Genomic DNA, 21030 nt, shown 5'->3' on the forward strand with positions numbered 1-21030 from the left:
AAATCAACCTACAACCAAACCATCCTGAACCCGAATAATCCTTTTTGTTTGCGCTGCGACATCTGTCTCGTGGGTGACAATCACAATCGTGATTCCTTGGTCATTTAATTCTGTCAGTAATTCCATCACTTCTTCAGAAGTCTTAGTGTCCAATGCTCCCGTTGGCTCATCTGCTAAAACCAAAGCAGGTCGATTTACCAAAGCACGCGCGATCGCTACTCGTTGCTGTTGTCCTCCAGAAAGTTGACTGGGACGGTTGAAAATCCGGTCTTCTAAACCAACTCTAGTCAAAGCTGCGATCGCTTTTTGACGGCGTGTTGACTTTGGTATATTAGCGTAAACCATCGGCAGCATAACATTTTCTAACGCCGTCGCCCGTGGTAACAAATTAAATTGTTGGAAAACAAAACCAATCCGTTGATTACGAATATACGCCAATTCATCATCACCAAAAGTCGTCAAATTTCTGCCTTCCAAAACATATTGTCCGCTTGTAGGGCGATCCAAACAGCCGATAATATTCATCAACGTCGATTTCCCAGAACCAGACATACCCATAATCGCGACATATTCCCCTTCCTCAATAGCCAGATTAATACCCTTGAGTACTGGCACATGCACATCCCCAAGTTGGTAAGCTTTAGTAATAGATTCCATCCAAATCATTTTTTTATAGTTGTTTGTTGGTGATTTAGGTTTAGAACTCGAAACTTCAAGCTAAGGTGTAACCCAAAAAAACAAGTCTTCTTAGTGTCTTAGTGTCTTGGTGTTTCAATGAAATTTATTTAAACACCAAGACACCAAGACACCAAGACACAAAGCAAAATTAACCCAGAACGGGGTTTTGAGGATTTATGCAAGAGGTCTATTTAGGTTTAGAACCCCAATCCCGATCCCTAATCACTCCTCAAAGCAGCAATCGGATCTAACTTAGCCGCGTTGCGTGCTGGTATGACTCCGGCTAATAACCCGACTGTAAACGAGAGTCCAAAGCCAGCGATGATTGATAAAGGAGAGATCACAAAAGGAAATTTGAAAATAGCAGCAGCAGCAGCAGCAATAATCACACCTCCTGCAATCCCAATACCTCCTCCCAAAGCAGATATGACGATCGCTTCCGTTAAAAATTGGTTGAGGATAGCAGAATTGGTTGCACCAAGTGCTTTACGAATCCCAATTTCTCGTGTGCGTTCAACGACGGAAACGAGCATAATATTTGCAATTCCAATCCCCCCAACAAATAAAGAAATACCAGCGATCGCTACCACCATAACAGTGAATAAACCTACAATGTTAGTAAAGGTGTTGGCGATATCAGCTTGGTTGGTAATCCGAAAATCATCTGTTTGTGGTGGAAAAATGTTGTGGCGCAGACGCAAAATATTAGTGACTTGAAACTGGGCTGCTTCTAATTGCTCTTCATTACTAGCTTTCAGCAAAATTCCATTTACAGAAACACCATTTAAAGCATTGTTGCCAACAAGTCTTGCTGACATACTGGTCAGAGGAATAAAAATTTGATCATCCCGATCCATTGGCCCTTGAGAACCTTTAGGTTCCATCACTCCAATTACTTCATAGGCTTCTCCTTGAATACGGATTTTTTCACCGATGGGATCGACACCTTCGCCAAATAGGGTTCTTTGGACTGTGGGGCCTAAAATAGCAACTTGCTTGGCGGTATCAAGTTCCTCTTGGTTAAAAAATCTCCCTGATTGCGGGTGAGTGTTTCTGACTTCTGGATAGTTTAAATCTGTGCCATAAATTGTCGTGGATGTGTTTTGTCCTGCGTAGACAACCTGGGCGCTGCGTTGTAAATAAGCACAAACAAGTTGAGCTGATGGTGCTTGTTTAGCGATCGCTTTTGCATCTTCCCAAGTCAAAGTACTACTAGAACCCAGCCCTTGGCGAACATTTCCGCTTCTAGCAGAACCAGCAAAAACTTGCAGAATATCTGTACCTAACGCCTGAATTTGTTGCTCAGTAGCCTTTTGTACACCCTGACCCACAGAAGTAATAGCAATTACTGAGGAAATCCCAATAATTACGCCCAGCATCGTTAACCCAGTGCGTAATTTGTTACTCCATAGAGCTTCTGTCGCCATTGACAATATTTCAGTCAGTGGCAATTGATAAGCACTTTTACCCTTATTAAAAGCCTTAAACATGCTTGTTATATTTAATACTGATTGAAATTGAAAATAAAAATAAATATCTAACTCTACATCGGCGGAGGATTTCCACCACCAGTATTTCTGCCACCACTATTTCTACCACCACCAGACATCCCCGGAAACATTCCTCTAGGTGTTGATTGGGGTCGTGAACCAGGAGGAAAACTCAGCAACACCCTCTCATTACCTTTCAAGCCAGATTTTACTTCGGTAAAGTTATTGACAGTGACACCAGTTTGAATGGGAGTAAACTTAGGTTTGTTATCTGCTCCAGCTACAAATACACCTGTAGCATTTTGTTGGCGTACCACAGCAGCAGTCGGTACAACGATCGCGTCTTGTAATTGACCTACTTGAAACTCTGTTTCTACATTCATCCCAGACCGTAATAAATTTTGCGAGTCTGAGGTAATAGTTATTTTCACTTCAAAACTAGTAACATTTTGCTCTACTGTGGCTTGGGCAGCAATTTGACTAACTCGACCCTCAAAGGTTTTACCTGGATAAGCATCTGCTGTAATTGTGACTTTTTGACCAAGACGGATTTGAGCAATATTAGTCTCAGCTATATTCGCGACAACTTGATTCGTAGAAGCCAAGGACAAAATTGAAGAAGACACTGCTGAGGAAACAGAACTGGCTGAGGTTGTAGGAGTCACAAAAGCACCAGGGTCAGCATACTTCTTAGTAACAACAGCATCAAAAGGTGATTTGATAATCGTGTCATTAATTTGGGCTTGGATATTTTGCAGCGAACCACGAGCAGAAGTGACTGCGGCACGGGCGGCGTTAATATCTTCTTGGCGTGACCCTGCTTTTAATAATGCCAAAGCCTCTTGTCTTTGCTTCACCACAGCTTGTAATTGCTGAATATCTTCGGGACGCGATCCTGCTTTTTGCAACGCCAAAGCCTGTTGGGCTTCATTGACTTGGGCTTGGGCGCTGTCACGATCTGCACGTTTTTGATTTACAGTTTGCAGAGAAATAGCGCCATCCGTGTAGAGTTTCTGATTGCGGCGCAGGTCATCGTCTGCCTTACTCAAAGTAGCTTGAGCCTGTTTTAAACGTGCCTCTGCTTGGGCAATATCTTGAGTGCGATTACCTGCTTGAGCTTTACGTAGATTCGCTAGTGCTTCATCTAGTTGGGCTTGTGATTGCCCAATATCCTGGGGACGATTACCTGCTTCTGCCTTCTGTAGATTTGCCTGGACTTGTGCCAATTGTCCTTGGGCTTGGATGAGTTGTCCTTGGAGATTTGAGTCATCCATGTAAGCAAGTATTTGCCCCTGTTTGACTGTATCTCCTTCCTTCACTAAAAGTTTTTTCAGTAAGCCTGAGTTTTTAGGACTGATGTTGATTGATCGTTCCGGTTTTACGGTTCCATTTGCAGAAACCTTGATTGGTAAAGTTTGCCTTTCTACAGGAAGTGTAAAAGTTTTGCGTCTAGCTTCCTGAGTCGGAACAACAACTAGTTGGCGATAAACTAAGAAACTAATAGCACCTATTAGTAAGAGAATGGCTAGCCACGGAAACCAAGCAACTTTGACTTTTTTTTTGATATTTGGCAGCGATAGTAAGGAATCTACAGGCTTAGATGTATTAGAAGCCATTTCTATAATTTTTTGTGTAAAAAGAAGAGGGAACGGGGGAGACAAGGGGGACAAGGAGGACAAGGGGGACAAGGGGGCCAAGGGGGACAAGGGGGCAATATTTCTGGCGTTGTCTTCCCCACTTCGCACACTTTCCGATCCTTTCCTTGTTCCCTCTGAGTGTTGACTAGTAATTGGGAAACGGTTCAAGGGTAAATCAAGAAGGGAAAAAGTAAAGGGTTAAGCGATAAAAGTTTTAAATTTGAGATTTATCTCTTTTTCTCATTTTCCCTTACACTTGCCTCATTGTTTCCCCTTGGCCCGGCTTCTGCAAGAAGGATAATAAATTTATCGTATAAATTGCTTACAGCAATTACATGGTGCAAAGGTCACAAATTAGTACGTGACCAAAGTCATGGATGGGCTTAAGAGCCGTCTTTCGCTGACGAGTCTTTGATACTCAGCATTGTTTGTCTATTCCCCGTTCCCCGATCCTTTTTTTGTAAACTTTTATTGCACACACACGAGCGGAGATCGTTTAAGCTATCTGAAAGATTCATTCATCGTGGCAGAGAGGCGGTAGTGTGCCGAAACGGATTGGTTTAATTTCTCTGATTGTTGTCTGTAGTTTGTGGAGTATGCCTAAAGCTGCTCATGCACAGGCATTAATACCTCATACATTGCAACTCGATACAGCCAAACTGGAACAGCAAGGGTTGGGTTTAGCACAAGAAGCAGCACAACTAGCGCAGTTTCAACAATACGAAATGGCTATGCCTAGAGCGCGGCTAGCATCTCAATTAGCTCCTAAAAGTGATAAAGTTTGGTTTCTCTTAGGCGGTTTATATTTACAAACCAAAGAATTAGATCCTGCGATCGCAGCTTTAAAAAAAGCCCAGTCTCTGAATCCAAAAAATGGTGATGTTCTGTTTGCTTTGGGTTCAGCCAACTTTCAACAAAAAAAATACGATGTTGCTGTTGATTATTTTCAGCAGGGTCTAAAGTTAAAACCCAATGACCCAGAGGGGTTATTTGATTTGGGTAATGCCTACTATATGCAGCGTCGATACCCAGATGCGATCGCCCAGTACAATCAAGCAGTCTCCCAAGATAAAAAATTCTGGCCTGCAATTAACAATATTGGTTTAATTAAGTACGAACAAGGTGATGTCGCAGGAGCTATCCAGCAATGGCAATCTGCTGTCACAATTGAAAAGCAAGCCGCAGAACCTTTATTGGCTCTAGCTGTAGCACTTTACAATAAAGGCGAACGGCAAAAAGGTCTAGCGATGGGTGAAACAGCACTCCGTGTTGATGACCGTTATGGTGATATCGATTTTCTCAAAGAAAATCTCTGGGGCGATCGCTTACTTGCGGATACCAAAAAATTCTTAGAATTACCCCGCATTCAAGCAGCCTTACAGCAAAGGGGGGAAAATACAACTCCCACACCACAGCCGATGCAGTAGGGATTGGGGATCAGTTAATAGTTAACTGTTACCAGTTTAATTTGATAACTGATAACTGATAACTGATTTGCCTTCCCCTACCACTTGCCCAAAAGTGCTATCTAATAGTACATATATATTAAATAGTCAAAAAAGCGGTAGCCCAATAGACTAAATGGGCAACCGTTTTAGTTCAAGGGGTGTATCATTACGAATTATCTTTAGGCAGTAGTGCGATGATCTGATCAACAAAAAGTTGATGATCAACAACAGGCTTAGAGATGTAACCATCAGCACCGCTTTGCTTGAGAAAATTTTCGCGATCGCCCTCCATTGCGTGTGCTGTCACGAGAATAATTGGTAAAGTAGCAGTTTGCGGATCGGATTTTAGCAGTTGTGTAATTTTGATCCCATCAACGGACTTACCTTGGTAAACACTTCTTGAAAGAGAAACATCCATTAAAATAATGTCTGCTTCTCCCGCTTGGGCAATTCTCATTACCTCTTCCACATTTTCAGTATGTTTTACTTCCAGTCCACCGCGTTTGGTCAAAATTTTAGAAAAAACGCGAGCATTAATCAGATCATCTTCGACAATCAAAACAGTTTTCATGAGAATTTGACTTTTAGAGGTGAGGGGATAACAGAAATTTTAGATTTTGGATTACTCTACCCCTGCGGGGAACACTACGTGAACGAGAAGCCGCTATCGCGTCTATGGATTTTGGATTATTAACTTGGATTTTATCCCCATCCATGATTAAAGTGGATACCTTTTGAGCAATCTAAAATACTAAAATCGGGAATCCAAAATCGTATGTATCTCCTTCTGAGTAATCAATGTGTATCCCGGATATCAAGGATAATACTACTGCTTTTGATCGTATAACTATCAAGATTTTGTAATGATGAGCATTACATCCGCTATGCTGTGGTTGCTGTAATGTTCAGTAACGGCATATTTTGTGTAGTGAAAACTTAGGAACAAACTCATGGCAAAACAGTTAAACCTTCTCTCTACGGGACAGGTCATCACCACGGCCTTGCATACCGAAATGCAACGGTCTTACCTTGAATATGCCATGAGTGTGATAGTCGGGCGGGCCTTACCAGATGTGCGTGATGGTTTAAAACCAGTACATCGACGGATTTTATACGCGATGCATGAACTGGGTCTCACACCTGATCGCCCTTATCGGAAATGCGCTCGTGTCGTGGGAGACGTCTTAGGTAAATACCACCCCCATGGGGATCAAGCTGTTTATGATGCTTTGGTGAGGTTGGTACAGGAATTTACCAGCCGCTATCCCTTACTGGCAGGACATGGTAACTTCGGCAGTGTAGATAATGACCCAGCAGCAGCGATGCGCTACACAGAAACGCGCCTTGCATCAATTAGCTACGAGGGGATGCTTGCCGAAATTGGCGAAGAAACGGTGGAATTTGCTGGTAACTTCGATAATTCTCAGCAAGAGCCGACTGTGCTACCAGCACAGTTACCGTTTTTGTTGCTTAATGGTTGTGCTGGTATTGCTGTGGGTATGGCAACAAATATCCCACCGCATAATTTAGGGGAAGTAGTGGATGGGTTAATTGCTTTAATTGATAACCCTGATTTATCGGATGACAAATTATTTGAGTTAATTCCTGGGCCTGATTTTCCGACAGGTGGGGAAATTGTTGGTGATGCAGGAATCCGCGAGGCTTATACCACGGGTAAAGGCGGTATTGTGCTGCGGGGAGTGGTGCAGATTGAGGAAGTCGTTGGCGGGCGAGGAAACAAACGGCGAACAGCTATTGTGGTGACAGAATTACCTTTTCAGGTTAACAAAGCAGGTTGGATTGAAAAAGTTGCAGACCTAGTAAATCAAGGTCGCTTGCAGGGAATTGCTGATATCCGGGATGAAAGCGATCGCCAGGGAATGCGTGTAGTCATTGAACTCAAACGCGATACCAACCCCCAAGAGCTTCTCCAGCAACTTTATCACCAAACCGCGTTGCAAACGAATTTTGGGGCGATTTTATTGGCTTTAGTAGATGGACAACCGCGCCAGCTATCTTTACGCCAATTGTTGCAAGAGTTTTTACATTTCCGCGAACAGACGCTTTCACGTCGCTACACTTACGAGTTAACTAAAGCGGAAAATCGTTCGCATTTGTTAGAAGGTTTATTGAAAGCCTTGTCTCGCCTTGATGAGGTCATTGAGATTTTGCGAAGAGCTGCTGATGGTAGTACTGCGAAAATCAACTTGCAAAGTCACCTAGATTTGACTGAGGTACAAGCAGATGCAATTTTAGCAATGCCACTCAGACGCCTGACAAGCTTGGAACAACAGAATTTACAGAAAGAATACGAGCAGTTACAAGAGGAAATTACAACGTTACGAAAATTACTGGGTGATCGTCGGGAATTACTCAAAAGCCTGAAAAAAGACTTACGTACCCAGAAGCGCAAATATGGTGATGAACGTCGCACCAAAATCATCAGTGTGAGTGAGCTACGCCAAAAAGCCACGGAAACGCGGGGACGCCAGGATAGGGCGACAGAGGAAGAAAATCCCAAATTGAGCATCCAAAATCTCAAACCTGAACAACCTGTTGAAGAAGTGGTTTTAGAATTGACCCAACGGGGATATGTGCGTCGCATTCAGCCGAATGGGAAAAAGTCGAAGGTTGATAATGGTATGGCTGATAATGACTTTGTCATGCAAACAGCCTTGACTGATACAGAGAAAGATTTGCTGGTACTAACTAGCAATGGCAAAGTTTATCCGGTGAAAGTAGGAGATATTCCTCCGACCACTGGGCGATCGCCACGAGGAACACCATTAATCACCTTGCTGACGAATACTGCTCAAGAAGCTTCTGAAGCTGTTGTCAGCCGCTTTTTGCTCCCGGAAAAGGCGGAAGATGGCGAGATGATTTTGTTGACGAAGCAAGGAAGGATCAAGCGCCTATCTTTGACAGAATTTACTAGTTTGACACGTCGCGGTATTACTATTTTGAAGCTCAAAGACGATGATGAATTATTATTAACTCAATTCACCACTACAGGAAAACAAATAATTCTAGCTAGTTCTGGTGGACGATTACTACGGTTTAAAGTTAACGACGAACAGCTACCTATTATGGGTCGTACCGCGATGGGTCTACAAGCTATGCGCCTGCGTCAGCGAGAAACTATGGTTGGTGGTGTTACCTTTAATACTGAAGAAAATATTTTGCTGGTAACGCAACTAGGATATGCTAAACGTCTGACAACTAGTGGTTTGCGATTAGCTAATCGGGGTGATATTGGTACTCAAACTTTCAAATTTGCCAATAAGACCGATTACTTAGCAGGTATGCTATTAGCCAAACCAGGATCTGAGGTGGCGTTAGTAACTAATCATCAAAGGGTGGTGCGTCTGCAAGTAGACACAGTAACAAATTTGCCTAAAGATTCCACAGGTGAAAGTGTATTCCAACTCAACAGAGATGAAAAAATTATCACTGTTGCAGAATTGGTTTAGGGTATACCTTTTGCAGAAGTCGGGACAAGGGGATTGGGGAAGGTGGGGCCCACCTTCCCCGATCCCTAATTACTATGTTTGGAATAAGTTATTACATCGTATAGATATCATAAGTCAATGTAATAGAGCAAACACTCATAAAAGTTGCATTTCTTAAAATAGTTGTTATATTAGTTAACAAAGGCTAATAAACCTTTATAAATTCAGTTTGGAGTGCCAATCATGCAAGATACAACAAAAATCACAGCTCCTGTAGCGGAAGATCGTAACTCTTGGCGTTGGGGCTTTACTCCTCAAGCAGAAATTTGGAACGGTCGCTTGGCGATGATCGGCTTTTTAGCTGCTGCTCTGATTGAATTATTTTCTGGTCAAGGCTTTTTACACTTCTGGGGCATTCTGTAAATTTTAAAACCAGAAGTTTTTATAGGACATCACTAGATAGATAGATAAATTAAAACCTGGGGTGAACTAACACTCCCAGGTTTCTTATTTTTTGCCATTAGTTATTGGTCAATTGTTATTTGTGCAAGGCTGATGACCAATGACTAATGATTATCGGATATACTCTTTGAGAACGCTGTTACGGTTGGGGTGGCGTAATTTACGAAGTGCTTTCGCTTCAATTTGCCGAATACGTTCGCGGGTGACATTGAAAATTTGTCCAATTTCTTCCAGAGTCTTCATCCGGCCATCGTCTAAACCATAGCGCAGTCGCAGAACATCGCGTTCACGGGGACTGAGACTATCAAGGACTTTTTCTAAGTCTTCGCGCAGGAGGTTCTTAGAAACTTGGTCTTCTGGAGTTTCGCCGTCAGATTCAATAAAATCGCCGAGTCGAGAATCTTCTTCTTTACCGATGGGTGTTTCCAAAGAGATTGGTAGCTGGGCTGATTTAGCAATAAATCTCAGCTTCTCAATGGTCATCTCCATTCTTGTAGCAATTTCTTCCTCAGTTGGTTTACGGCCCATTTCTTGAGAAAGCAGCTTGGTAGTCTTTTTGATGCGAGAGATGGTTTCGTAGAGGTGGACAGGTAAGCGAATTGTCCGGGATTGATCAGCGATCGCTCTGGTGATCGCCTGACGAATCCACCACGTAGCATATGTAGAAAACTTATAACCTTTTTCGTGGTCAAACTTTTCAGCAGCACGAATCAAACCGAGGCTACCTTCCTGAATCAAATCTTGGAAAGACAAACCGCGATTCATGTATTTCTTAGCAATTGAAACTACAAGACGCAGGTTAGATTGTACCATTTTGTCTTTCGCCCGACGACCCACATGCAGGCGATGACGGAATTGTGGTAAGGGTATTTGTACTGCTTCTGCCCATTCGCTGTATTGAGGTTCGCGTTCCAACTGCTGTTGTAGGCGATCGCGAACTCGCTCTAATTCTAGTAAATCTGCAATCTTACGTGCCAATTCAATTTCTTCGTCAGCTCGAAGCAGGCGAATTCGCCCTATTTCTTGCAGGTAAAGACGAATCGAATCCTCGGTATAGTGCTTTTTCTTGCTTTGTGACCGACGACGCGATTTTGCGGCTTTCCCAGACTTTGCGTCGTCCTCATCAGACTGAGGCTCTAAAAATTCTTCGTCGAGATCGCCATCATCATTGATCAGCAAGTCCTCTTCGTCTTCCAATAAGAGTTCTTCTAACTCAAGTTCAGGCTGATTAATTTCAATTTCTAGGTCAGGCTGATAATCAATGGTATCGAGTACGTTGTTAGCCTGGTTCATGCCGCGTTCCTCATGCTCCTTGCAGAATCAATTACTCAAGATGTTATAACCACTCTTAATATTAGTGAGGTATATTGCCTTTTGATTAAGAGGGTTTTTAGCTAATTTGGCTGATAGATTATGTTCGGAACTTTTACCTTTTGTTGAGACAACAGTGGTATGGCTCTCCAATACAAGTAGTAAGTTCTAAACTCTGTATTTGTTTCTACCACAGCATTACTCCCAAAGGTAAATTTCCTCATTCCTAGTAAACTTTATATGTGTCGCCGGGCAACACAAGTGTTTACTGAACTGGTCTAAAAAAGACTCATGTTGCTAAAAAAATTTACCACTCCATACAAAAAAATTATGACTGTTGGAAGATTTTTTTTGAAAAGACTGTTCCGATTGTAGCCTGTTTCACAGAAATTGCACTCTCTTTATGTGGCATTCATGAACTAATTGAGTTAGGTAAAGCGAGGTGATGTAAAGCCTGTTTTACCAAAAAGACGTTGAAAATGACACCCATACACTGGAACTTTCCATAAAACTTTTTGGAATTTTCGTAACATCACCATTACCTTAAAAATTAAGTAAACCCACTTGTATCAGATTCAATGTGTAACCGACAACATTTATAGAAACAGTAAACTTTTGGTTAATTCAATTTAAACGCTAAAGTGCATTCATTTTTACACTTCCTTCATAAATTACTCATTTGGGATTTACATTTGTCTTTTAGTAACAGCCACTCTCATGCTTGTTAGAGTAGGCATGAGACCACAGACTCAATTCCCAATTTAGAGTCATGGCGCTTTCATGAAAGCATTTGACCTGTCGAGGAGCCAAATAACCTAACTGAGGAGTTGAGGCTTTGGCAGAATCAGCCGAAAGACCGAAGATTTCTAGATATGGCTAATTCGATCTTAATCACAGGTTAGCGCATTATTAAAAATTCAACCCTTTGCAACTTGACAAACTCTTTTTATTGTATACACCGATATTTTAATCAATTCAGAAAAGATTTGACAGTAAGACTAACGATATTAGCTCACGCAGAACAAAATTGCATAGTACGAATGCGAATTATACAGTCGTAGATTCTCTGATGATAGGTATCAATATTGAAAATGTCTATTAGCATGATGTTACGCCAACTGTCAGGACAATAAATTTCAGTCTGTAACTCAAAGCAAAAACCGTATCGTTTGAGTCAAGGTATCGAAACACGTGTGGTTCGTTATATCCTTGAGCTTAATCAACACAACAAAACCTTTTGCTGAGTTAACTCAAAGGCGTAGATCCTAATAACCATATACGTTGTTACTCTAACCAAAGTTGTAGCTTATAAGACGCGTTTTGACTATCCAAATCTTGATGATTTTCTTAAATTTTCGTATATTTTGGGCGATCGCTTTGACGATTTGTCAGATAAACACGTAAATCTTGTGAACTATAAGCTTGTATCACTTCTGTCTCAACACTCCGGGAGGTATGTTGAGTACAACTTATCCTGCAAAAAATTTTTAACAAGATAGTGACGTCTGTGATTTAAAAATTTGATATTAAAACCACTTTTCAAAAAACAATCTTTATTTGTTGTTTTACACAATTGTTAAAATATGTTGAATTTTTCTAATATATAGCAAATTGAATTAAATAGATTAGAAATATAGGAATCCGAGAGAACGGGGAACGGGAATTGGGAATTGGGCATGAATCAGTGAGCAGTGAGTAGTGATCAAATTAAACTGTTAACTGTTAACAGTTAACTGTTAACTGTTAACTGTTAACTGATAACTGATAACTGATAACTGATAACTGATAACTGATAACTGATAACTGATAACTGAGAAGTTGTCCACGCCACGTGCTACAACGCTCTTGACTCGACGCCAGGTACTACAACGGGACGCCAGTCGCTACAACGGAGGAGCCACTGCGGTGGACGGGTTCCCCGGCATAAAGCAGGTGGCGTGGAACCTCCGCAACGCGCTGGCTCGGAAACCCCCGCAACGTACTGGCTCCCCTACACCCCTTTTTCCCAAACCTTAACACCAAGCGTATTGAATGATAACTCTCTTTCATATCACTTGTAACGAAATGAAAGTGGGGTGAATGTTACCATATTTAAAATTTTTCTTACTCAAAGCAAAACTGCGATCGCTCACTCTTGTCTACTAGTCCTAACCAAGAAAATCTTAAACTACCCACTTTCATTCCTTCTACTCTTCACTGGTCAACTCAATAATTTCTCATGCAAGCAACCATCAATCACTCTAATAGCTAACAAATCCCACAGCTAGCTCACCGCTTGCAAAGCAAAAGACATGGTAAAGGAATGAAGACTATCTTCTGTTAACCTGGATTTAATTTTTATACGCCTGTAGCAAAATAGTTAACTTAACAGAAAAAAATACCTCAAAATATTGTTAACAATTGTAAAATTCATGTCTTTAAGACTAGAAACATGATTTTTATCTAGTTAAACTAACAAAAAGAGTGGTGTGCTGCTACTAATTAAAAAAGGTATGGTTCTCTAGTCTAGATGATCCCTGTTCAACTAACTCTGAAAAATTTCCTCAGTTACCGTGATGCAACTTTGGATTTTCGCGGTTTGCATACGGCATGTATTTGTGGGGCTAATGGCGCTGGTAAATCTTCTTTGTTGGAAGCGATCACCTGGTCTATTTGGGGGGAAAGCAGAGCCAATACTGAAGATGATGTTGTCCACACTGGCGAAAAAGAAGTTCAAGTAGATTTCATTTTTAGAACCAGCCAACAGCAAACCTATCGAGTAATTCGTACCCGCGCTCGTGGTGGAAGTAGTGTTTTGGAATTTCAAATCGAAACACCAAACGGGTTTCGCTCATTGAGTGGAAAAGGAGTAAGGGCAACTCAAGATGCAATTTTGCAGCATATTAAGCTAGATTACGATACTTTTATTAACTCTGCTTACCTGCGTCAAGGTCGAGCAGATGAATTCATGCTCAAGCGTCCGAGCGAACGCAAAGAAATATTAGCGGAATTATTAAAGCTTAATCAATATGATGAATTAGAAGAACGGGCAAAAGATTTATCGCGTCAGTTTAAAGCCAAAGCCGAAGAGTTAGAACGCTCTTTGGAATCGATGAAAACTCAACTGCAACAACGGGAGGCGATCGCAACTCAACGACTCACCTTAGAAAACGAACACAATCAACTCCAGCAAGTACAAGCTTTTGAAAATATCAAATTACAAAGTTTGCAAGTTGTCCAGCACCAACGGCAGAATTGGGAAGAACAACTAAATTTTGTCAGACAGCAATATCAAAACTTAACTCAAGATTGCGATCGCCTCGAACACGAACGAGAACGAATTGCAACTCAGCTATCTTCATTAGAAGAATTATTAGCTCAAGAAGCGGAAATCACCACCGGATACAGTCGATACCAAAATCTGCAAGCTCAAGAAGAAGCCACAAGTACCAAATTTGCAGAATACACCCGCGCTCAAACCACCCGTCAACAAAAGCAACAGCAGCTTACCAAACAAATTAACGAAATCGAACGACAACTGCAACAAGCGCAAGCGCAATTAGAAGCATTGCGTCAGCAAGAGGCAGAAATTCAACAAACTCTCAATAAATCAAGTGAAGTCGAAGCAGCTTTGTCTAAATTGGCGATCGCGCGTCAACGTCTAGCTCAATTAGATGAATTGCAACTACAAGTTTCTCCCTTACTGCAACAACGAGCAACTTTACAAAGTCAAATCCTGCGGGTACAAGCGGGATTGGTAGCGCGATTAGAACAAATAGAAGCCACAGAAAATCAATTACAATCTCAGCAGCGACGCCAACCGCAACTGCAACAAGCGGTGATGGAAGTCGCAATCCAAATTGAAGAATTGGAGAAAAAGCGAGTTTATCTGCAACGAGTTCAGGAAAAAGGACAAGAACGGCGTAATTTTATTGAACGATTGCAAGCTCATCAACGCGATTATGAAAGATTATTGGGAGAACTAGAGCAAAAAATCCAAATGCTGCAAACTCCCAACGCCATTTGTCCTTTGTGCGAAAGAGGTTTAGATGAACATCACTGGAATAGAGTTGTAGATAAAACCAAATCTGAGTATAAAGATACAGAAGGGCAATTGTGGGTAGTCCGAGAACAAATGGCTGTCTCCGATAGAGAAATTCAGGTACTCAGACAGGAATATCGAGATATATCTCAACAATTGTCTCCCTATGACACCTTAAGGGAACAAAGAGGACAACTAGCAGCTAAGTTACAAGCAACAAGCGATGTTGAACAACAATTACAACATATTGCGGCTCAAAAACACCAACTAGAGCGATCGCTTCAACTAGGCGAATATGCACCCGACAAACAAGCCGAACTCCAAGAGTTAGAAAATTATCTGCAACAACTCAACTATAATGAGCAAGACCACGCCCTAGCTCGCAGTGAAGTAGAACGCTGGCGTTGGGCAGAAATTAAACAAGGACAGATTAGAGACGCTACCAAGCGCCAAGCCCAAATAGAAGCGAAAAAACCAGAACTGCAAACACAGATTGACCACTTGCAAGCAAGAATCAAGCAAGAAGCGATTGATTCTGAATGTGCTAGAGAAATCGCCGTCTTAGATCATTTCATTGCCGAACTTGGTTATGATACTGAACAGCATAATAACCTCCGTGTTGCGGTACGCAAAGCCCAAGGTTGGCAATTTCGCCACCAACAACTACAAGCAGCACAACAACAGTATCCGCAATTAAAAACTAGAGCGCAAGAATTAGAAGTAGCTTTACAAGCAAGATGGGCAGAACGGCAAAGACTCAAAAGCCAAATAGAAAGTATTATTAGTCAACTTGAGCAAACAGGCAATCCTCTAGCCCAAATTCAAGCCTTGGAGCAACAGTTAGCAATCCGGCGTCGCCAACTTGACGAACAAATCACCCAGTTGGGGCGCTTAGAACAAATGGCGCACCAGCTCGATATGCTGCAAACTCAATATGAGCAACAGCAGCAACAACAGCAACAAGCCAAAGAGGAATACCGTGTTTATCAGGAATTAGCCCAAGCTTTTGGTAAAAATGGTATCCAAACACTGATGATTGAAAACGTCCTGCCGCAACTAGAAGCAGAAACAAATCAGCTACTTTCCCGCCTGAGTGCGAATCAGTTACATGTACAATTTGTGACACAGAAAGCTGGACGTAACGGTAAATCTACGAAGAAAAATAGCAAGTTAATTGATACTTTAGATATCTTGATTGCCGATGCTAGGGGTACGAGAGCCTATGAAACTTACTCTGGTGGGGAGGCGTTTAGAATTAACTTTGCGATTCGTCTAGCTTTGGCGAAATTACTTGCACAACGCGCCGGCGCTGCTTTGCAAATGCTGATTGTCGATGAAGGCTTTGGTACACAGGATACAGAAGGATGCGATCGCTTGATTGCAGCAATTAATGCGATCGCCCCGGATTTTGCTTGTATTCTCACAGTAACGCATATGCCACACCTGAAGGAAGCTTTTCAAGCCCGGATTGAAGTGAATAAGAGTCAGCAAGGTTCACACTTGCGTTTGATGGTTTAATAGTTCCACCTGGTAATCGTTTAGAAAAACTAGTTGGTGACAGGAAAGGGCAGTACAGTATTCGTATTAACGATCAATGGCGAATCTGCTTTGTTTGGACGGATGAGAACAATGCTTCGGACGTTGAAATTGTAGATTACCACTGACGCAAGTCAATAATTATGAATAACACCCGTCTGTCAAATATTCACCCTGGGGAAATCCTACAACTAGAATTTTTAGAGCCACTAGAGATCACACCTTATCGATTAAGCAAAGATATAGGTGTAACTCAGACACGAATTAGTGAAATTTTATCTGGAAAACGCAGTATTACAGCAGATACAGCGTTGCGTTTATCTCGCTATTTTGGTAACAGCGCTCAGTTTTGGTTGAATTTACAAACGCAATACGATATACGTCAAGCTCTTGAAGAAAATGCAGAAGTTTACAATCAAATACCTAAACTTCCGTTGAATGATGTAGCCTGAGTTTGTCAACGCCTGAATTGGATTCGATCTTGATGATCCTGAAAGTGAAGTAGAAGCTATCTTAAGAGAAAAGTTGAATAAATCTGAATTTTGAAGCAATTATGACTGAGTTACTTGAACAAGCGATCGCCAAGTTGAAAACACTTCCTGCGAATGAACAGGATGCGATCGCGGCAATGATTTTGTCAGAACTCGAAGATGAAGTAAAATGGGATGCCTCATTTGCCAAGTCTCAAGATGTTCTTGCTCAACTAGCAGCCGAAGCAATGGCTGAGTATCGTGCAGGTAAAACCCAAGAATTAGATCCAGAAACATTGTGAAGTCGCGTACTACTGCTCAGTTCCGCAAAGCGTTTGCTGATCTCCCTGAGCAAGTTCAGGAGCAAACACGTCAAGCGTATCGCCAATTTAAGCAAGATCCTGGTCATCCAAGCTTACGCTTCAAAAAGGTACATCGCGAATTACCAATTTATTCTGCTCGGATCAGCAAAAGTTATCGTGCAGTTGGACAGTTAGACGGAGATACAGTCATTTGGTTTTGGGTCGGTTCCCATGCTGAGTATGACAAGTTACTCTCTCAGTTTTAGTGACAGTAGCTTAACACAGCATTACAGATATAAGGATGCGATCGCCTGATTGCGGCAATTAATGCGATTGCTCTGTATTGTGCTTGTATTTGGAGTGTAACACTCATGCCACACCTCAAAGAAGTTTGTCAAGCGCAGATTGAAGCTAATAACAGTCAGCAAGGTTAACATTTACGTTTGATCGCCTAACACTTAAGACAATGTACAAAGAAGTAGAGCAGAATATTACCGCTTTTAAGGCTATTGCCGAGAAAATGGGATACAAAGCAGTGATATCCGATAGAAACACTCATGTTACTCTTCAAGATGACGATACCAGAGCAATCGTCAACTTTGAGATTAGCCAGGAAGGTTTAGTATATCCCTATGTATCTGTTAGAACTCTTTCTTGGGATCTACCTGGAGAACGAACTGATGCAAATGAGATTTTGTCTGTACTGATAGCAGGATTTCTTCGGATTAATAACTATGCCTCTTGTAGAATTTGGGATATTCCACATCCTGTAGAAGTACCAGAGACAGAGGTTTATGCTAGATATCTTGTTCCAGATCAATCGTACATTTTAGCTAACCAATTAGATGTTCAGTCTTTAGAGAGAATCGAAAAATTTTGTGCTGCTATCCGCTATCTCTGTCTTGTTTTTCCAAGACTATTTGATTGGGATGTGACAGAGCCTTCACCCATGACAGTAGGTTCAAATTACAGTTACCAAAATGCTAAGTTATGGGCAAAAAATGTGGCATGTATTGTCGGAGAGAAATTTAACGAAGATAAAATTCAGTACTGTCAAAGAATTAATCCTTGTTGGAAACATTATAGAAGTATACAAACAGGGCTTACCATATATAAATCACCTCAACTTTCCTCTTCACTCATCTCTTTATTATCAAAGGATATACCTTGGAAAAACCTATCTATATCAACAGGAACTATTTATGATAGTGGAGACATTCTTAACTTTATATCAATTAGAGAGTCTAGGTTTATTGAGAAAATTCTCAAAGGCTTAAACAACACCAAACACTTAAATAAAATTGTATATATTCCTCTGGAAAATATCTTCATTGCGGCTTCTGGAGACTATGTGGCATTTTTACAAAGAGAAGCAGGTAGGAAGAGATTTGAATATGAAAGAGAAAAAGCCCGTGAAAAACATTCTAAAGATACGGAGATTTTATTTCCTTCAAGCGAATTTATATGGAGTTCATCTATTGATGGGAGTCGATTTGAGCTTTTCATAATGGATCTTCTCAAACTTGAACAGGGGGTACGTTGGGTTAGACAAGTAAGTAATACTAATGAGCCTGATGGAGGTAAGGATATTCTCTGTGATTGGTTTACACAGCCCCCTAGTAACTATTTTGATGAACACACTCCTCCTTATGTGATCAGACAAGTAATTGTTCAGTGTAAAGCTTTTAAGGATGCAGTTCCTAAATCAAAGGTAACTGACATTAGAGATATAGTAGAGCATCATAATGCAAATGGTTTCTTTCTCGCTGTATCCTCGTATTTAAGTAACACACTGACAGAGCATTTATATAAGATGAAAACTGATGGAAAAATCTGGGTGGATTGGTGGACTAGAAGTGAGATAGAAGAAAGAATTAGAATTAATCGTCATATTGTCAGTAAATATCCTGATATTGTGCAGTTCAAGTGAGATTCATATATAAACTAGGTTAATCAAATGAAGAGATTTAATGATGACTTGATTTGCAATATGAAGGTATAGTTGTAAACGAGTAAAAATTATTTTGATTATTGTTTTAACTCCGATTAGGCGTAATTTTAAATTTGTCATCTGACTAATAAGATTTCCCCTTTGCAAGGCTGATGCGTAAACTACAGCTTTACCAAGGGGAGTAGTGTTTTGAATTCAAATCATAACCACCAAAAACTACACTCTCATTTACAGAGAAACTCTTGCAGGAGTTTCTAAATCAACTTTTTGAACATCCTCAATTTCCTCAAATGTCAATAATTCCCGAATCAACCTAGCGGCTGCTTTTTGTAATAACTGAGCAGCTATTTGCTGTCCTAAACGTTGTACACCTGGGTTAAACGCAATTTGCACAACTTGGGGTGCAAGCTGGGTTGGGTCAAACCCACGAGTTTCGCGGAGAATATTTAATATTCGTTTCATATGCTCCAAAGTTTGTTGTTGTTCGTCTGTAGCTGCGGGAGTTTCGTTGATAGTTGTGACACCAACCCTTTCCCGCAGTAGATAGGTGAAGTTATGCAGAATATTTTTACTTAAAGCATCTGCACTTTTAATTAATTCATCAATCAGGCGATCGCGAATAAAACTACCACGTTCGGAACTCAGAAAATCAACTCCCTGATTCAACACCAAATTCAAATCATAATCTTGGTTGTTACGAGCATTGCGTAACAAGTTTTCCAAGCGGTTCCAGCGAAAACGATTTTCTTTAAATAATAAGTCTCGCAGGGATGCTCTTAATTCTGGTGCAGGATCGGTGAGTAATCGTTTAGCAACGTAGGGATAAGCTTCACTCAATACCTTAAAATTGGGATCGATATAAATAGCAATCCCTTCCAATGTCACCAAAGAACGAATAATTAAAGCGTAATAGGGAGGAACGCGGAAAGGATACTCATACATCAAAGCCGAGAGTTCATCGGTGATACTTTTGATGTTTAATTCCGCAACGCTAGCACCTTGAGCATCAGCAAATACTCGCGCAAATGCAGGAATAATTGGTGTTAAATCTGTCTCTGGTGAGAGAAAATCTAGCTTGACATAGTCGTTGGCTAAACCTTCAAAGTCACGGTTAACAACGTGGACAATCGCTTCAATTAAGCCATAACGCTGGGGTGGCTGAATTTCGCTCATCATCCCAAAGTCTAGATATGCTAATTTACCATCACGGGTAGCGAGCAAATTACCAGGATGAGGATCGGCGTGGAAAAATCCGTGTTCTAGTAACTGTCGTAATGAACACTGTACCCCGACTTCAATTAAATAGCGAGCGTCTATACCTTTGGCGTTAATCTCTTGTGTATTAGTGAGCTTCGTACCTTCAATCCACTCCATCGTCAACACACGACGATTGGTGTATTCCCAGTAAATTTTCGGTACATAAACGTCTTTTAAATGACCATACAACTGATAAAAGCGCTCGGCATTTTCTCCTTCATGAATATAATCCATCTCTTCAAAGATGCGATCGCCCAATTCATCGAGGATACCCACCAAGTCACTGCGGATACGTTTAAATTGTTTCTGCGCCCATCCCGCTAGCCGACGCAGGATATATAAATCAATAGTAATGCGTTCGCGCAAGTCGGGACGTTGGACTTTAACGGCGACTTCTTCACCTGTATTGAGCTTACCTTTATAAACTTGTCCTAAAGAAGCAGCTGCTATAGGTTCTGGCGAAAGTTCCGTGTAAATTTCTTGAGGTGGTGCGCCTAGTTCTTCTTGGATAAACTGGTAGGCTATTTCATTCGCAAAAGCAGGTAATTTGTCTTGTAATTGTGTTAGTTCCTCTAAAAACATCGGAGGAACCAAATCTGGTCGAGTAGATAAAGCTTGCCCAATTTTAATGTAAGCAGGCCCCAACTTCGTCAGCATTTCTCGCAACTGAATTGCCCGACGACGGTCATTTTTAACAACAACTCCCCGTTTAGTATCCCACCATATACCCAAAGCAAACCTGATTGTTGGTGTTAGTACTGTAATGATGCGTCGTAAAACTTGTAGGGGGCGACTTCCATAATATGTTGCTATCCTCTGAGGATTGTATTGTAAAGCCTCAGATTCGCTTTTTGAAATCACCAGCACCTTGCTTGTTTGGTCTTCCTCCGATACTGGTAAACTCACAATCGACATTTTTGTACCATTGTCTGGAACTACTTCATGATCTATTTGCAGGGAAGTAGGGGAAACATTCTTCGCATTCATGAACTTACCACCGCATCGGAGTTAACTTGTT

Annotated in this window: 14 protein-coding genes and 1 pseudogene; 9 read left to right on the forward strand and 6 right to left on the reverse strand. The window is 41.2% G+C overall.

Annotated features, from left to right (window positions below; all coding sequences use genetic code 11):
- Nucleotides 1-3 precede the first annotated feature (3 nt).
- From ACE1AT_RS29500 to ACE1AT_RS29510, 3 genes are all read right to left on the reverse strand, one after another.
- Nucleotides 4-666, reverse strand: a complete 663-nt coding sequence (locus ACE1AT_RS29500; protein WP_374874699.1) for an ABC transporter ATP-binding protein — start codon at nucleotides 664-666, stop codon at nucleotides 4-6.
- A 230-nt stretch (nucleotides 667-896) separates the two neighbouring features.
- Nucleotides 897-2168 (reverse strand): ABC transporter permease, encoded by a 1272-nt coding sequence (locus ACE1AT_RS29505; RefSeq protein ID WP_374874700.1) that lies wholly within the window; start codon nucleotides 2166-2168, stop codon nucleotides 897-899.
- Between the two features lie 53 nt (nucleotides 2169-2221).
- A complete protein-coding gene (locus ACE1AT_RS29510) occupies nucleotides 2222-3784 on the reverse strand; it encodes an efflux RND transporter periplasmic adaptor subunit (RefSeq protein WP_374874701.1) in 1563 nt (520 codons plus the stop codon).
- A gap of 563 nt (nucleotides 3785-4347) precedes the next feature.
- On the opposite strand from ACE1AT_RS29510, the gene ACE1AT_RS29515 reads away from it, so the two are divergent.
- On the forward strand, nucleotides 4348-5232 hold the full coding sequence (locus tag ACE1AT_RS29515; RefSeq protein WP_374874702.1) for a tetratricopeptide repeat protein: 885 nt from the start codon (nucleotides 4348-4350) through the stop codon (nucleotides 5230-5232).
- Nucleotides 5233-5419: 187 nt separating this feature from the next.
- On the opposite strand, the gene ACE1AT_RS29520 is transcribed toward ACE1AT_RS29515, so the two are convergent.
- A complete protein-coding gene (locus ACE1AT_RS29520) occupies nucleotides 5420-5824 on the reverse strand; it encodes a response regulator (RefSeq protein ID WP_096678560.1) in 405 nt (134 codons plus the stop codon).
- Between the two features lie 379 nt (nucleotides 5825-6203).
- Here ACE1AT_RS29520 and gyrA point away from each other — a divergent pair, with 379 nt between their 5' ends.
- Both gyrA and ACE1AT_RS29530 read left to right on the forward strand, forming a co-directional pair.
- Nucleotides 6204-8723: a DNA gyrase subunit A gene (gene gyrA, locus ACE1AT_RS29525; protein ID WP_374874703.1), complete on the forward strand. Its 2520-nt coding sequence runs from the start codon at nucleotides 6204-6206 to the stop codon at nucleotides 8721-8723.
- Nucleotides 8724-8945: 222 nt separating this feature from the next.
- Nucleotides 8946-9125, forward strand: a complete 180-nt coding sequence (locus ACE1AT_RS29530) for a chlorophyll a/b-binding protein (RefSeq protein WP_374874704.1) — start codon at nucleotides 8946-8948, stop codon at nucleotides 9123-9125.
- A gap of 150 nt (nucleotides 9126-9275) precedes the next feature.
- Here ACE1AT_RS29530 and rpoD read toward each other — a convergent pair whose 3' ends face one another.
- Complete coding sequence (gene rpoD, locus ACE1AT_RS29535) at nucleotides 9276-10457, reverse strand: RNA polymerase sigma factor RpoD (RefSeq protein ID WP_374874705.1); 1182 nt, start codon at nucleotides 10455-10457, stop codon at nucleotides 9276-9278.
- 2527 nt (nucleotides 10458-12984) lie between these two features.
- On the opposite strand from rpoD, the gene sbcC reads away from it, so the two are divergent.
- The 6 genes and pseudogenes from sbcC (at nucleotide 12985) to ACE1AT_RS29565 (ending at nucleotide 18734) form a co-directional block, all read left to right on the forward strand.
- Nucleotides 12985-16014 carry an exonuclease subunit SbcC gene (gene sbcC, locus ACE1AT_RS29540; RefSeq protein WP_374874706.1) on the forward strand — a complete coding sequence of 1010 codons (3030 nt, stop codon included), beginning with the start codon at nucleotides 12985-12987 and terminating at the stop codon, nucleotides 16012-16014.
- Nucleotides 16011-16160, forward strand: a pseudogene (locus ACE1AT_RS29545) (type II toxin-antitoxin system RelE/ParE family toxin); the annotation flags it as partial. The gene sbcC and the pseudogene ACE1AT_RS29545, both read left to right, overlap by 4 nt.
- Before the next feature lie 15 nt (nucleotides 16161-16175).
- Nucleotides 16176-16484, forward strand: a complete 309-nt coding sequence (locus tag ACE1AT_RS29550; RefSeq protein WP_017313139.1) for a HigA family addiction module antitoxin — start codon at nucleotides 16176-16178, stop codon at nucleotides 16482-16484.
- 101 nt (nucleotides 16485-16585) lie between these two features.
- Nucleotides 16586-16804, forward strand: coding sequence for a hypothetical protein (locus tag ACE1AT_RS29555; RefSeq protein ID WP_374874707.1), 219 nt, complete (start codon nucleotides 16586-16588; stop codon nucleotides 16802-16804).
- Nucleotides 16801-17070 (forward strand): type II toxin-antitoxin system RelE/ParE family toxin, encoded by a 270-nt coding sequence (locus tag ACE1AT_RS29560; protein WP_374874708.1) that lies wholly within the window; start codon nucleotides 16801-16803, stop codon nucleotides 17068-17070. Before ACE1AT_RS29555 ends, ACE1AT_RS29560 begins: the two co-directional genes overlap by 4 nt.
- Nucleotides 17071-17270: 200 nt before the next feature.
- Nucleotides 17271-18734 carry a restriction endonuclease gene (locus ACE1AT_RS29565; protein ID WP_374874709.1) on the forward strand — a complete coding sequence of 488 codons (1464 nt, stop codon included), beginning with the start codon at nucleotides 17271-17273 and terminating at the stop codon, nucleotides 18732-18734.
- A gap of 249 nt (nucleotides 18735-18983) precedes the next feature.
- On the opposite strand, the gene ACE1AT_RS29570 is transcribed toward ACE1AT_RS29565, so the two are convergent.
- Entirely contained in the window at nucleotides 18984-20999 is a 2016-nt protein-coding gene (locus ACE1AT_RS29570) for an ABC1 kinase family protein (protein WP_374874710.1), read from the reverse strand.
- Nucleotides 21000-21030: the final 31 nt, after the last annotated feature.

Source organism: Pelatocladus sp. BLCC-F211 (assembly GCF_041928655.1).
In the GTDB taxonomy this organism is placed as follows: Bacteria; Cyanobacteriota; Cyanobacteriia; order Cyanobacteriales; family Nostocaceae; genus Pelatocladus.

What these genes read in the sequence shown, in the direction of transcription:
- ACE1AT_RS29500 (WP_374874699.1), bottom strand. Translation starts at nt 666, where the DNA reads ATGATTTGGATGGAATCTATTACTAAAGCTTACCAACTTGGGGATGTG.
- ACE1AT_RS29505 (WP_374874700.1), bottom strand. Translation starts at nt 2,168, where the DNA reads ATGTTTAAGGCTTTTAATAAGGGTAAAAGTGCTTATCAATTGCCACTG.
- ACE1AT_RS29510 (WP_374874701.1), bottom strand. Translation starts at nt 3,784, where the DNA reads ATGGCTTCTAATACATCTAAGCCTGTAGATTCCTTACTATCGCTGCCA.
- ACE1AT_RS29520 (WP_096678560.1), bottom strand. Translation starts at nt 5,824, where the DNA reads ATGAAAACTGTTTTGATTGTCGAAGATGATCTGATTAATGCTCGCGTT.
- gyrA (WP_374874703.1), top strand. Translation starts at nt 6,204, where the DNA reads ATGGCAAAACAGTTAAACCTTCTCTCTACGGGACAGGTCATCACCACG.
- ACE1AT_RS29530 (WP_374874704.1), top strand. Translation starts at nt 8,946, where the DNA reads ATGCAAGATACAACAAAAATCACAGCTCCTGTAGCGGAAGATCGTAAC.
- rpoD (WP_374874705.1), bottom strand. Translation starts at nt 10,457, where the DNA reads ATGAACCAGGCTAACAACGTACTCGATACCATTGATTATCAGCCTGAC.
- sbcC (WP_374874706.1), top strand. Translation starts at nt 12,985, where the DNA reads ATGATCCCTGTTCAACTAACTCTGAAAAATTTCCTCAGTTACCGTGAT.
- ACE1AT_RS29550 (WP_017313139.1), top strand. Translation starts at nt 16,176, where the DNA reads ATGAATAACACCCGTCTGTCAAATATTCACCCTGGGGAAATCCTACAA.
- ACE1AT_RS29555 (WP_374874707.1), top strand. Translation starts at nt 16,586, where the DNA reads ATGACTGAGTTACTTGAACAAGCGATCGCCAAGTTGAAAACACTTCCT.
- ACE1AT_RS29565 (WP_374874709.1), top strand. Translation starts at nt 17,271, where the DNA reads ATGTACAAAGAAGTAGAGCAGAATATTACCGCTTTTAAGGCTATTGCC.
- ACE1AT_RS29570 (WP_374874710.1), bottom strand. Translation starts at nt 20,999, where the DNA reads ATGAATGCGAAGAATGTTTCCCCTACTTCCCTGCAAATAGATCATGAA.